Source organism: Pedobacter suwonensis, assembly GCF_044762335.1.
Classification (GTDB): Bacteria; Bacteroidota; Bacteroidia; order Sphingobacteriales; family Sphingobacteriaceae; genus Pedobacter.
Map to the genome: position 1 here is coordinate 298,360 of NZ_JBIWEB010000005.1, position 12,527 is coordinate 310,886.

At 38.7% G+C, this 12,527-nt stretch carries 12 protein-coding genes; 10 read left to right on the plus strand and 2 right to left on the minus strand.

Annotation, left to right across the window (positions count from 1 at the left end; translation table 11 throughout):
• The first annotated feature begins 57 nt into the window (after positions 1-57).
• The 10 genes from ACIQXP_RS10935 to ACIQXP_RS10980 all read left to right on the plus strand — a co-directional run bounded on the left by ACIQXP_RS10935 (position 58) and on the right by ACIQXP_RS10980 (position 9,358).
• On the plus strand, positions 58-573 hold the full coding sequence (locus tag ACIQXP_RS10935; protein WP_293743981.1) for a DUF2480 family protein: 516 nt from the start codon (positions 58-60) through the stop codon (positions 571-573).
• A gap of 350 nt (positions 574-923) precedes the next feature.
• Positions 924-1,697, plus strand: coding sequence for a DUF3108 domain-containing protein (locus ACIQXP_RS10940; RefSeq protein ID WP_134204909.1), 774 nt, complete (start codon positions 924-926; stop codon positions 1,695-1,697).
• Between the two features lie 2 nt (positions 1,698-1,699).
• Positions 1,700-2,263: a DUF3109 family protein gene (locus ACIQXP_RS10945; RefSeq protein ID WP_134204564.1), complete on the plus strand. Its 564-nt coding sequence runs from the start codon at positions 1,700-1,702 to the stop codon at positions 2,261-2,263.
• Between the two features lie 468 nt (positions 2,264-2,731).
• On the plus strand, positions 2,732-3,784 hold the full coding sequence (gene rfbB, locus ACIQXP_RS10950) for a dTDP-glucose 4,6-dehydratase (RefSeq protein WP_293743983.1): 1,053 nt from the start codon (positions 2,732-2,734) through the stop codon (positions 3,782-3,784).
• Positions 3,784-4,332 (plus strand): dTDP-4-dehydrorhamnose 3,5-epimerase, encoded by a 549-nt coding sequence (rfbC, locus tag ACIQXP_RS10955; RefSeq protein ID WP_293743985.1) that lies wholly within the window; start codon positions 3,784-3,786, stop codon positions 4,330-4,332. Before rfbB ends, rfbC begins: the two co-directional genes overlap by 1 nt.
• Entirely contained in the window at positions 4,329-5,186 is an 858-nt protein-coding gene (gene rfbD, locus ACIQXP_RS10960) for a dTDP-4-dehydrorhamnose reductase (RefSeq protein WP_293743987.1), read from the plus strand. Before rfbC ends, rfbD begins: the two co-directional genes overlap by 4 nt.
• Before the next feature lie 68 nt (positions 5,187-5,254).
• The gene (rfbA, locus tag ACIQXP_RS10965) at positions 5,255-6,115 is read left to right on the plus strand and encodes a glucose-1-phosphate thymidylyltransferase RfbA (RefSeq protein ID WP_090980834.1); all 861 of its coding nucleotides are present in this window, start codon (positions 5,255-5,257) and stop codon (positions 6,113-6,115) included.
• 238 nt (positions 6,116-6,353) lie between these two features.
• Entirely contained in the window at positions 6,354-7,631 is a 1,278-nt protein-coding gene (locus tag ACIQXP_RS10970; RefSeq protein ID WP_293743988.1) for a nucleotide sugar dehydrogenase, read from the plus strand.
• Between the two features lie 274 nt (positions 7,632-7,905).
• Entirely contained in the window at positions 7,906-8,289 is a 384-nt protein-coding gene (locus ACIQXP_RS10975; protein WP_090980831.1) for a response regulator, read from the plus strand.
• Entirely contained in the window at positions 8,276-9,358 is a 1,083-nt protein-coding gene (locus ACIQXP_RS10980) for a sugar transferase (protein WP_293743989.1), read from the plus strand. Before ACIQXP_RS10975 ends, ACIQXP_RS10980 begins: the two co-directional genes overlap by 14 nt.
• 105 nt (positions 9,359-9,463) lie before the next feature.
• On the opposite strand, the gene ACIQXP_RS10985 is transcribed toward ACIQXP_RS10980, so the two are convergent.
• Together ACIQXP_RS10985 and ACIQXP_RS10990 are read right to left on the minus strand one after the other, a co-directional pair.
• Complete coding sequence (locus tag ACIQXP_RS10985) at positions 9,464-11,602, minus strand: OmpA family protein (RefSeq protein WP_293743991.1); 2,139 nt, start codon at positions 11,600-11,602, stop codon at positions 9,464-9,466.
• A 3-nt stretch (positions 11,603-11,605) separates the two neighbouring features.
• On the minus strand, positions 11,606-12,526 hold the full coding sequence (locus tag ACIQXP_RS10990) for a PorP/SprF family type IX secretion system membrane protein (RefSeq protein ID WP_387505367.1): 921 nt from the start codon (positions 12,524-12,526) through the stop codon (positions 11,606-11,608).
• Between the last annotated feature and the right edge of the window lies 1 nt (position 12,527).

Genomic DNA, 12,527 nt, shown 5'->3' on the forward strand with positions numbered 1-12,527 from the left:
TATGTAATTTTGTAGCCGTTCCGATGATTAGTCGGAACGGTTTTTTTATTTAAGGCCATGGAAATTCAGGAAAACATCATCAATAAAGTTGCTAATAGTGGTTTGATTACCTTAAACCTTGAGGATTTTTATCATAAAGGAGAAAGGGTCGTATATGATATTGTCAATAATCTCTTCCACGGTTTAATGCTGAGGGAAAAAGATTTTCGGACATTTATCAAAGATCACGATTGGGCACAGTATCAGGATAAGAATGTGGCCATCACCTGCTCTGCAGATGCTATTGTGCCAACCTGGGCCTATATGCTGCTGGCCAATAAGCTAAAGCCCTATGCAAACGAAGTGGTATTCGGCGACTTAAATACGTTAGAAACGGTTTTATTTACTAAGGCATTGGCTAAAATTAATCCACAGGATTATGCTAACGAGCGTGTGGTGATCAAAGGATGTGGCGATATTGAGGTGCCGGTTGCTGCATATGTAGAAGTTACCAATCTGCTCACCCCGGTCGTGAAAAGTATTATGTTTGGCGAACCTTGCTCTACGGTACCTGTTTATAAAAGGAAAGATTAAATTTTAAGCCCCCTGCCTTAAGCAATCGTCATGCTGATCCGCTAGCTATCTGATTTATTTTACAAGTAGAAATGTTTTTTTCAATTGTCTTGTAGCTAATACCTAGTCAGCATCTTTTGAAAATAGACTCTGATCCTGATTTTCGTGGTTAGGTTTACCTTGAAATTAAATACCAGAATTACGGTTCAAACGGGATAGTATTAATCGATCTGTGCTTCGTAATTAAGTATGAATATAAGAAAGATTAAATTTTGGTTGGCTTTTTGTATATCTTCATAGAGGGAAAATTTGGCCATACTATTAAACATGGTTTTTTTCTCATGACACACACACAAATGAGTACAAAAGCAATGAAAAAAATATTGATAACGGTTACAGCCTGCCTGTGTAGTCTACTCTCGGTAGCACAACAACTCCCCTTAAAGAAAGAGGCTGTATTTCAGGAGGGTGAGGTATTACAGTATAAACTGAGGTATGGATTTATTACTGCGGCCGAAGCCACGATTAAAGTAACCAATTCTGATTTAAAGTTTGATAACAAACCTACATATAAACTCACGGTTGATGCACAGACTTCGGGTACATTTGATATCTTTTACAAGATAAGGGATCATTACGATTCATATATTGATAAAACTGATCTTTTACCTTATTTCTATCAGGAGAATATCCGTGAGGCCAGTTATAGACGACAGGATAAGGCGCGTTTCAATCAGGATGGAAAGAAAGTTGTTTCCAACAGGGGTACCTTTACTACACCAACCAATCAAACATTTGATCTCGTTTCAGCATATTATTTTGCGCGAAGCCTGGATATGAGTAAAATCAAAGTTGGAGATAAGTTTAAGTTGAACTATTTCTTAGGGGATGAGATTTCGGCATTGGAGGTAGAGTATATCGGTAAAGAAACGGTAAAGAGTAAGTTAGGTAATATCCGCTGTTTGAAATTCAGCCCATCTATTAAGCCTGGGCGTATATTTAAAAAAGATAGCCGGTTATACCTTTGGGTAACCGATGATGGAAACCGGGTGCCGGTAAAGGCTCAGGTTGAGATATTGGTTGGTGCAGTTACAATGGAATTAAAATCAGCCGATGGGCTGAAATATGCTTTAGCAAAAGAATAATGATGATAGAAGTTGAACAGGTGCTGGTGCACGAAGATGTATTGAAAGAAAACTTTGTTTGTAATTTAAGCAAATGCAAAGGAATCTGTTGTGTGGAAGGCGATTCCGGAGCGCCTCTAGATCATGACGAAAAAGCCGTTTTGGAAGAAATTTACCCGAAAATAAAACACCTGTTAAACGAAAAGGGTATTAAAGCGATTGAAGAACAAGGCGTTTATGTAGTGGATGAAGATGGCGATCTAACTACCCCTTGTGTAGATAAAAATAAAGAATGCGCTTATGTGTTGTTCGAAGGCGGTATTACTAAATGCGCTATTGAAAAAGCATATGAGCAAGGGATTGTAGATTGGCAAAAGCCGATTTCCTGCCACTTGTATCCTATCCGGATTACCAAATATCCGGAATTTGAAGTGTTAAACTATGATCGTTGGCATATCTGCCATGATGCCTGTACTTTTGGCCGCGAACTTAAAGTGCCGGTATACAGTTTTCTAAAGGGGCCACTAATCCGAAAGTATGGAGAGCAGTGGTATAAAGAATTAGAGAGTTCTGTGGCTGCATTATAGTGATCAACATGGTGCTGGTTAAGTTCTTTATGATGATTCCTGATCTTAAACAACGGTTCGCTACAATGATGCTATATCAAGGTTAACTATAGGTGTACCTCTGTAATATTGGGGTTAGGGTTGCTTTTTATAAAGATTTGGAACCTTTTCTAGTCAGCAAGTTGAGTATTCAGCTAAAATTGCACCTTTTGGTATTAAGTAATTGTTAAAAAATTAACATTCTTGCGAGATGAAAATTAATTTTGTCAATAATTGGCGCGGAATAAAGTGGTGAAAAAGTGCTAATGTAGTAAATATTTAATAAAATTAGCTTCGAATTGTATATTAACTGAGCTAATTAGCGTTTTCTTCTGTAATTCGTTAAATAGGAGTTGATTTTTAGCAATTCAGGTGCTAATAATGTCAAATTAAGTTGTTTGTTGTTTAAAAAACATTTAATTTAGCACGACCCAAAAATCAATTTATAACGTGAAGAAAATCTTAATTACTGGTGGTGCGGGCTTCATTGGTTCCCATGTAGTTCGTCGTTTTGTTAATAACTATCCTCAATACGAAATTGTCAATTTAGATAAGCTTACTTACGCAGGTAATCTGGCTAATTTAACTGATATTGAAAATAAGCCGAATTATAGATTTGTAAAGGAAGATATTGCTGATGCCAATGCAATGTTCGATCTATTTAAAGCGGAAAACTTTGATGCAGTAATTCACCTTGCAGCTGAAAGTCACGTAGACCGTTCTATTTCAGATCCAACGGCCTTTGTAATTACCAATGTAATCGGTACAGTAAATTTATTAAATGCTGCCCGCGAGTATTGGAAAGGTGATTACGATAAAAAACGTTTTTACCATGTGAGTACGGATGAAGTTTATGGTGCTTTAGGCGAAGAAGGCATGTTTACTGAAACTACAGCTTACGATCCGCATAGTCCATATTCGGCATCAAAGGCTAGCTCCGATCATTTTGTAAGGGCTTATCACGATACTTATGGTATTGATTGTGTAATTTCTAACTGCTCAAACAACTACGGATCTCATCATTTTCCTGAAAAGCTGATTCCATTAGCCATTAATAATATTAAAAATAACAAACCTGTGCCGGTTTATGGTAAGGGTGAAAATGTACGCGATTGGTTATGGGTAGAAGATCATGCCCGGGCAATTGATGTAATTTTCCACAACGCTAAAACAGGTGATACTTATAATATTGGTGGGCATAACGAGTGGAAAAATATTGATCTGATCAACTTGCTTTGTACAATTATGGATCAAAAACTGGGTCGCGAAGAAGGTGAATCAGCTAAATTGATTACTTATGTAACTGACCGCGCTGGTCACGATTTACGTTATGCTATTGATTCTACCAAGCTGCAAAAGGAATTAGATTGGGTGCCGAGCTTACAATTTGAAGAAGGCTTGGCCAAGACAGTAGACTGGTATCTTCAAAATGAAGAATGGTTAAACAATGTTACTTCTGGTAACTATCAATCTTATTACGAACAACAGTACAGCGGTAAATAATGGAAATTGAACAAACAGGCTTAAAAGACTGTCTGATAATAAAACCAAGGGTATTTGAAGATGCCCGCGGTTATTTCTTTGAAAGTTTTAATCAAAATACCTTTGAAGAAAAAACTGGTTTGTCAGGAAGATTTGTTCAGGATAATCAATCCTATTCTTCTTATGGCGTTATACGTGGTTTACATGCACAAACCGGTGAATTTGCGCAAGCTAAATTAGTCCGTGTAACCAAGGGTGAGGTATTGGATGTTGCTGTAGATGTACGTCCAGGTTCGCCAACCTACGGTAAGCATGTTGCTGTGCGTTTAAGCGCAGAAAACAAATTGCAGTTGTACATTCCGAGAGGATTTGTACATGGTTTTTCAGTGTTGAGCGAAACCGCCGAATTTTTATATAAATGCGATAACTTTTTCAATAAGGCTTCAGAAACCGGCGTGATTTATAACGATTCTGACCTGAATATCGATTGGTTAATTCCTGAAGAACATCAGGCTGTTTCTGATAAAGACTTACTTTTAAAACCATTTGCTGAACTTCAACATATATGAGCAAGATATTAGTAATTGGCGCGGGTGGACAGTTGGGCCAGTGTTTAAAGGTAGTTGCAGAGCGCAGAGGGATTACAGAAGTTGTTTTTCCGGCAGAGCAAGATGCAAATATCTTAAATGAAAGTGGTTTAAATGACCTTTTAGCTAAAGAACAACCAGGCTTTGTAATTAATTGTGCAGCCTATACTGCTGTTGATAAAGCAGAAGATGAAGCTGATCTTTCCAAATCAATCAATGAAACGGGGGCTGCTTATTTAGCGTCAAGCTGCCTGGCAAATGGTGCCACGTTAATCCATGTTTCTACAGATTTTGTTTTTGAAGGTAATGACGTTAAATTGCTAAAGGAAAGCGATGAGGCGAAACCGATCAATGTTTACGGTGTAACTAAATTAGATGGTGAAAAAGCGGTAGCCTCAATATTACCTGCCCATTTCATCATTCGTACCAGCTGGTTATATTCTGAATATGCAAATAACTTTGTGAAAACCATGCTTAAACTTGGTGCAGAACGTGATGAACTGAATATCATTGCCGATCAGGTGGGTACGCCGACCTATGCTATCGATCTGGCCAATGCAATATATGATATCATCGAATCCGGACAAACCAGCTATGGCATTTACCATTACAGTAATGAAGGTGTAACTTCATGGTTCGACTTTGCAAAGGCTATTTTTGATGTTAGCCAAACCCAAGTCAAAGTAAATCCTATTCCTGGTTCTGCTTATCCGACCAAAGCTTTGCGACCGGCATTTTCAGTTATGGATAAAACTAAAATTAAAGAAACTTTTAATATAGAGATTCCTTATTGGAGAGATAGTTTGGTAGCGTGTATAAAACAAATTAATAAATAAAGTAATACGGATATTGAGATCAGTGCTTTCATCTCAATCTAAATTCTTAAATCTCAAATCGAATACTAATGAAAGGTATAATCTTAGCTGGTGGTAGCGGAACGCGTTTGCATCCTTTAACTTTGGCTTGTAGTAAACAAATGATGCCGGTTTATGATAAACCGATGATTTATTATCCTCTATCTACACTGATGTTAGCAGGGATAAAAGAAATCTTAATCATTTCTACACCGCATGATCTCCCAAATTTTGAGAAATTATTAGGTGATGGCGCAAATTTAGGCTGTAAATTTAGTTATGCTGTGCAGGCAGAACCAAATGGTTTAGCTCAGGCTTTTGTAATTGGTGAAGAATTTATTGGTACGGATAAAGTGGCTTTGGTTTTAGGTGACAATATTTTCCATGGTGATGGGATGGCCAAATTATTACAAGCCAGTTCTGATCCGGATGGAGGAGTGGTGTTTGCTTATCAGGTATCAGACCCTGAACGCTATGGCGTAGTAGAGTTTGATGCAAATAAAAAGGCCATATCTATCGAAGAAAAACCTACTCAACCTAAATCTGATTATGCCGTACCTGGCTTGTATTTTTATGATAATGAGGTAGTGCAAATTGCAAAGAATGTTAAGCCTTCTCCGCGTGGTGAATATGAAATTACTGATGTGAACAAAGTATATCTGGAGCGAGGCAAATTAAAAGTTGGCGTATTGAGCCGTGGAACGGCCTGGTTAGATACCGGAACCTTTACTTCATTAATGCAGGCAGGGCAATTTGTACAAATTATCGAAGAACGCCAGGGCTTAAAAATCGGGTGTATTGAAGAAATTGCTTATCGTATGGGTTTCATCGATGCAGAACAGCTTAGAACCATTGCTACTCCACTGGTAAAAAGCGGTTACGGAAGCTATTTACTTAAACAGATTAAGTAGTTTATTATCTTATTATTATAGTTGATCGCTGATGAATCGGAAAGCATTCATCAGCGATTTTATTTTTACTCCCATATCATCCTGAATTTCTATCAGATCGGAAATAATGTAGCCCGAGCTACTATAAAAGGGTCTTTTTTCCAGGTTTTTTTATTGGTTCGCAATTTTCAGCATTAAGTAAGCGGCAATTAAAGCTTTCGCGATTTATCTTATCTTTGTCCCGGTCACCAAAGAAAAAATGAATATAAAAAAGCGAATTGCGATTATAGGTTTAGGTTATGTTGGGCTCCCGCTTGCTATCGAATTCGCAAAGAAATATAAAGTAGTTGGTTTTGATATTAACAAAAGTCGTGTTGAAGATCTAAAGCAACTGAAAGACCACACTCACGAAGCAAATTTAAATGATCTGAAAGCTGTACTTTCCTCATCAGAATTTGGCTTAACATTGAGTGCAAGCCTGGAAGATTTGACAGCTTGTGCTGTTTTTATCGTCACTGTACCAACACCTATAGATCACCTTAAACGGCCGGATCTACAGCCATTACTTGGGGCCAGTAAAATGTTGGGTAAAATTCTCAAAGAAGGTGATATTGTAATTTATGAGTCTACCGTTTACCCGGGTTGTACCGAAGAAGACTGCGTGCCGGTTTTAGAAGAGCAATCAGGATTAAAATTTAATATTAATTTTTTCTGTGGTTATTCGCCAGAGCGGATAAATCCTGGTGATAAAGTCAATACCCTTACGAAGATAAAAAAAGTTACATCGGGTTCCACCCCCGCAATTGCTGCTGAAATTGATCAGCTTTACACTTCTATCATTACTGCCGGTACGCATCTTGCGCCTAGCATTAAGGTTGCAGAAGCTTCAAAAGCCATAGAAAATGCACAACGTGATGTCAATATTTCATTTGTTAATGAACTGGCCCTGATTTTCGATCGCATGGATATTGATACAGCTGATGTATTGGCTGCTGCTGCTACCAAATGGAATTTTCTTAACTATAAACCAGGTTTAGTCGGTGGTCATTGTATTGGTGTTGATCCCTATTATTTGGTGCATAAGTCAGAAGCGTTGGGGTATAAACCAGAAGTAATTCTGTCCGGACGCAGAGTAAACGACAATATGGGTATGTTTGTTGCCAACAAAGTGATTAAAATGTTAGTGGCAAGAAATAAAGTAATTAACGCAGCCAAAGCCCTCATATTAGGTTTTGCTTTTAAAGAGAATTGCCCGGATACCAGAAATACGAGGGTGATTGACATTTATAAAGAACTCAGATCTTTTAGTATGGAGGTAGATGTATATGATCCATGGGCCAATGTAGCTGAAGTGAAGACTGAGTATAATATCCAGCTGATTCAATCTGATGATTTCAATCACTATGATGCAATTATTTTAGCTGTGGCGCACCAACAATTCCTGCAGATTGATTATGCTGCTTTAAAAGCAAAAGGATCAATTATTTTCGATACCAAATCGTTTATCAGGCGCGATTTGGTTGATGGTAGATTATAATTTGTATTTGATTGGATTATTGCCGCATAAAATAGCAATATTCTCGTCAAAAGGTAATCAAATTTACTTCTCAAAGCAGAATTACCCCCCATATTTTCCGTTTAATTTGATGACTGAATATGTTAACGAATTAATAAATTAATGTCTTTTTCAAATTTTCATTTAGGAATCGGATATTCTTTTTGATCTATGTCAAAAAATGTGAAAAATCAGTAAAAATGTATTTTTTCTTCTACAGGTTCTGGTTAGATTTGTTTTAATCTAGACTAACAACATGGAACTAAAGAAAATTTTGGTGATTGATACAGAAATTCACATGCTAAACCTTTTAGGGGTGATTTTAAAAGGTCGTTATGATCTTTCGATGCAATCAGGACCAGTTGAAGCCATGCAGTGGTTGCATAAGGGAAACATGCCAGATATCATTATCTCAGAAATCAATATGCCGTATATGAGCGGGTCCGAACTCATCAGTAATCTTAAGATCAGTGGGCTCTACAGGCATATACCGATTATCGTTCTTTCCGGAATCAAAGATCTCTCAACGCAGATAAGCGCCATACCTTTTAAAGTTGATGCATACTTTTCCAAGCCCTTCAATCCGCTCGATCTGGAAATGGCTATGAGTAATATACTAGCAAGCCATGCAGTCAACTGATGATAAAGGAAATGGGATAGTTGTTAATGATTACACGCGCATTATTTATGCTGGGAAGGAATTTCTCACCCAACTCCTTCCTGAATTGCAACGCCATTTTAAAGTGGAAACGCATAAAGATATTGCGACTCTTGGAGAGTATATTTCAAAGCAGACCCTGCTGAGTCTTCCGGATGCGATATTGATAGAAGTGGATGGGGACGGTGAATGTTTTAGGTTTGTAGAGAAACTAAAGCTAAACACGTTGCTTAGGGAGATCGTGATTATATTTTTATCGGCCTCGGGCAGTCCAAAGTTATCGCAGATTGCTTTGATGCTTAATGTTGGTGATCTCTATATTGCGCCAATTCCGGTTAATGATCTTTGCAACAGGATTAAATTCCTGATCAGGTTACGTGCTTTTCAGCCCCGGGTAAGCGATTCAGCTGCAATCAGAATAACAGCGCAATTCCCAATAAAAAAACGGATTTTCGACCTGTGTATATCATGCTTTGTTTTTCTATTGCTGATTCCTGTATTTAGCTTAATCGCGCTTCTAATCCGCATAGAATCCAGAGGACCGATCATATACAGGAGCAAACGCGTGGGAGCGGGTTATAAAATATTCGATTTTTTTAAATTCCGCTCTATGCGTCACGAAAGTAGTAACGATTTGGCCAACCTTTCAGCACTTAACCAGTACGTACCTACTGAAGGTTCTTCGCCTACTTTTATTAAGATAAAGAATGATCCGAGGGTTACAAAGGTTGGCGCCTTTTTACGCAGATACAGTTTAGATGAGTTGCCTCAGCTTTTCAATGTAATAAAAGGAGATATGTCTCTTGTAGGAAACAGGCCTTTGCCGCTTTACGAAGCAAAGTCGCTGACATCCGATGAATGGGCTTTACGTTTCCTTGCGCCGGCAGGGCTTACGGGTCTATGGCAGGTGAGCAGAAGGGGTAAAGGAGAAATGTCTGAACGGGAGCGTAAAAAACTTGATAATTTTTATGCCAGAAAATATTCTTTAAGACTAGATCTGGCCATCCTTATTGCAACATTCGCTGCGATGAAGCAAAAGGAAAATGTATAAGTCTTTCAAAACGGTTGCAATTGTTGTTAAACTAAAAAAGCATATCATTTCTGATATACTTTTTTAACTCATTTAATATTTACGGGTAAGCAACCTGCCTCATTTCTATCTATCCGAACAGTTCTCCCTGGTGATATTAACGCCATTTAGAATCACGTCAAATTCTGTCCGTCTGTTAAGTTGCTGGTCTTCCTCTGAACAGTTAACGCCATCGTAACAGCGATTAACTAACCGGGTTTTTCCATAGTATTCCACCTTGATCCGATCCGATTGGATACCACGCGCAACCAGGTATTGTTTGGCAGCTTCACCACGTCTTAACGACAGGTTTCTGTTGTATTCTTCTGATGCCCTGCTATCGCAATGGCTGGAAGTAATGATCGTAATTTCAGGGTATTTTCTCATCAGTTCTACCAGTTCGTTCAACGCGCCCCTGGCATCAGGCCTTATTTCTGATCTATCTAAATCATAATATATATTTTTTACGGAGAAAACTTTTTTCAATGAATCGCAATGGTTTAGCACATACTGTTGAGCGCTTTCTGTTCTGTTCAATCTGATGTCGAGATTGATTACAGAATCCTTTTGTATCCCTACTGACGTGGTAAACTGGATATTGTTGATATAGCCAAGTTTTTGAGCTGTAACCTCATAGTCTGTCTCTGCAGGCAACTCTCTTTTAAAGCGTCCCTGGTTATCTGTTTTGATGGTATCAGTGCCATCAAGGTGGTGCATGAGGATCCGGCCTCCGGCCAGGGGAATCCGAGTTCTTGCGTCTGTAAGGGTTCCTTGCAAAATAATTTTGTAGGTAGATCTTTTAAACTCGTAAATGTTGTCGTTTCCTTCCCGGTTAGAGCTGAAATAGCCTTTCTTGCCGTCTGGAGTTAAAATAAGCGCAAAGTCATCTTTAGATGAGTTTAAAGGAGCACCCATGTTAACGGGCGCGGTTGTCGGTTTCATTTCTTTAAGCGGCACCTGGAATAGGTCCAGTCCTCCAAAACCGGCAATTCCGGTTGATGAGAAAATCAAATTCCCGTCATGATCAAAACTTGGGAACATTTCATTCCCTTCCGTATTGATCAGCTTACCCATGTTAATGGGGCTGGTCCATTCGCCACGGCCAGATTTTACACAGTAATATAAATCTGTACCCCCAAAGCCGCCTGGACGGTCAGAAGCAAAAACAAGAATATTCCCGTCAGGAGTTAATGCCGGGTGGCCGGTAGAATACTCATTGCTATTATAAGGAAATTCTTTGGTTGCACTGAGATTAGGTCCATAAGCTGTGTAAAGTTTCAGTTTTATAGTACCATCATTGCTCTTGGAGGTTTTTCCGTTTAAATAGTTATTACCGGTAAAAATGATGGAACCGTCAGGAAACACAGCCGCTGCCGCAGTGTGATATTTGTTGTTAAATACTCCACCTAGTTTTTTGACCATTTTATGCTGACCATAAATCAGGTTTAAGGTATCTCTTTCTATCGCACTGGTATAGGCAGACAAAACGTTGTTATCATTACTGGTTTCTGGTGTATCATCATCATTATACCTGATTTTCTGTTTATCTGCAGAACTTTGCGAATTAATTAAACTGTCCTGGTTAATTACCTTTAAGTCTGAAAGTTTATTAACATAATAGAGCTTGCTAAATGGCGTATTGTCCCATTTAAAGATATGTTTAGAAAAATTTTCCGATTGCCGGTTACTGGTAAACATAAGACCTTCTTTGTAGAAAGTCGGAGCATATTCGGAAGCCTGCGTATTAATATTTAAAAAACCTATCTTCCAGTGATTTGAATTTTTATTGATCTTGGCCAGGTTTGTAGATGCAAAAGCCGCTGCTCTTTTATCTGCAGGTACTAATGAGAGGTATTTTCTATACCACCGTTCTGATTCTTCATACTGCTGGTTGTTGGCTAAGCTTTCGGCATAATATAACGCCCACTCATTCTTCATAGCCGGTTGTGAGGTTAACTTCCGGTATGTTTTCAACGCTCCGGGGTAATTTTTAATCATTTTGTAGCTGTAGGCCAGCATGTCCAGCGCCTCTAAATTGGTTGAATCTTTTGCCAGTACCCTTTTAACCTTATTGATTGTAGAGACATATTCAAGCCCATTAAAACTCTTGCGTGCCGCATTTAAATCATTCTGGATGTTTGGATTGTTTTGCGCATATGTGGAGGTACAGAGGGCGAGAGTAAGGCCTAGGTATATTAACAACGTTACTTTAAAATCAAATTTCATAACTTAGAAAAATCTTGGTGATAATATTTTGTTTTTTTCAAACCCAAATTCGTACCTCAACATAATCTCATGACTGCCTGAATTAAAATTTTGCAGTTCAGTGGTGCTTCTGTCATAACTATAACCAATACGTATCTGAGGACTAACCTGTACTTCGAGCAGCGCACTGATGTCTGCATTTGTCCGGTAACCTGCTCCGATAGCCAGTATATTTTTAATCCATAGTGACGCATTAAAATCAGCTTCCACAGGGGCACCTTTTACGCCTTTAACTAAAAATGAGGGTTTCAGCTTGAAGTCTTCAGCGAGAGGAAAGACATAACCTGCGGTAACGAAAAGATGCGGCACCTGCTTGGCTTGTAAGTTGTTCCCGTTAGCGTTGCTGTTAAGGCTATTGCCCAGTAAATCTTGCACAGCTAGGCCAAGGTAGAATTTATCCGAATTGTAATATACTCCTGTTCCGAAGTTAAACAGCGTTTTACTCGCATCATTCATAAATGCAGGATCGTAGCCAGGATTTGAACTTAATGAAACACTGCTAAGTCGTGCAGTGTAATGGCTAATGGAACCTTGCAGACCAAAGCTCAGGCTTCCTTTTTCCATTCTTATCCGGTAGGCTGCGCTTGCAGAACCACCTGTGGTTTGGGTAACACCTAGTTTATCGCTAAAAACCTGCAGGCCTACACCAAATCTTTTATTTAAGACAGGAGCGTCGATAGTGAATGTTCCTGTTCTGGGTGCGCCTTCTATTCCTGTCCACTGGTTACGGTAAAGTGCAGTTGCCGATACCAGGTTCCTGCTTCCGGCATACGCAGGATTTATGGCAAGCGTATTGAACATGTATTGCGTATACATAGCGTCCTGCTGGCCCCAGCTTTTAGTAAAAAGCAGGCACATGGTTAAAATTATAATATATCTTTTCATC

Excerpts from the sequence above, each read along its gene's own strand:
- ACIQXP_RS10980 (WP_293743989.1), top strand. The coding sequence starts at position 8,276 with ATGCAGTCAACTGATGATAAAGGAAATGGGATAGTTGTTAATGATTAC.
- rfbD (WP_293743987.1), top strand. The coding sequence starts at position 4,329 with ATGAGCAAGATATTAGTAATTGGCGCGGGTGGACAGTTGGGCCAGTGT.
- ACIQXP_RS10970 (WP_293743988.1), top strand. The coding sequence starts at position 6,354 with ATGAATATAAAAAAGCGAATTGCGATTATAGGTTTAGGTTATGTTGGG.
- ACIQXP_RS10975 (WP_090980831.1), top strand. The coding sequence starts at position 7,906 with ATGGAACTAAAGAAAATTTTGGTGATTGATACAGAAATTCACATGCTA.
- ACIQXP_RS10990 (WP_387505367.1), bottom strand. The coding sequence starts at position 12,526 with ATGAAAAGATATATTATAATTTTAACCATGTGCCTGCTTTTTACTAAA.
- rfbC (WP_293743985.1), top strand. The coding sequence starts at position 3,784 with ATGGAAATTGAACAAACAGGCTTAAAAGACTGTCTGATAATAAAACCA.
- ACIQXP_RS10945 (WP_134204564.1), top strand. The coding sequence starts at position 1,700 with ATGATAGAAGTTGAACAGGTGCTGGTGCACGAAGATGTATTGAAAGAA.
- ACIQXP_RS10935 (WP_293743981.1), top strand. The coding sequence starts at position 58 with ATGGAAATTCAGGAAAACATCATCAATAAAGTTGCTAATAGTGGTTTG.
- ACIQXP_RS10940 (WP_134204909.1), top strand. The coding sequence starts at position 924 with ATGAAAAAAATATTGATAACGGTTACAGCCTGCCTGTGTAGTCTACTC.
- ACIQXP_RS10985 (WP_293743991.1), bottom strand. The coding sequence starts at position 11,602 with ATGAAATTTGATTTTAAAGTAACGTTGTTAATATACCTAGGCCTTACT.
- rfbA (WP_090980834.1), top strand. The coding sequence starts at position 5,255 with ATGAAAGGTATAATCTTAGCTGGTGGTAGCGGAACGCGTTTGCATCCT.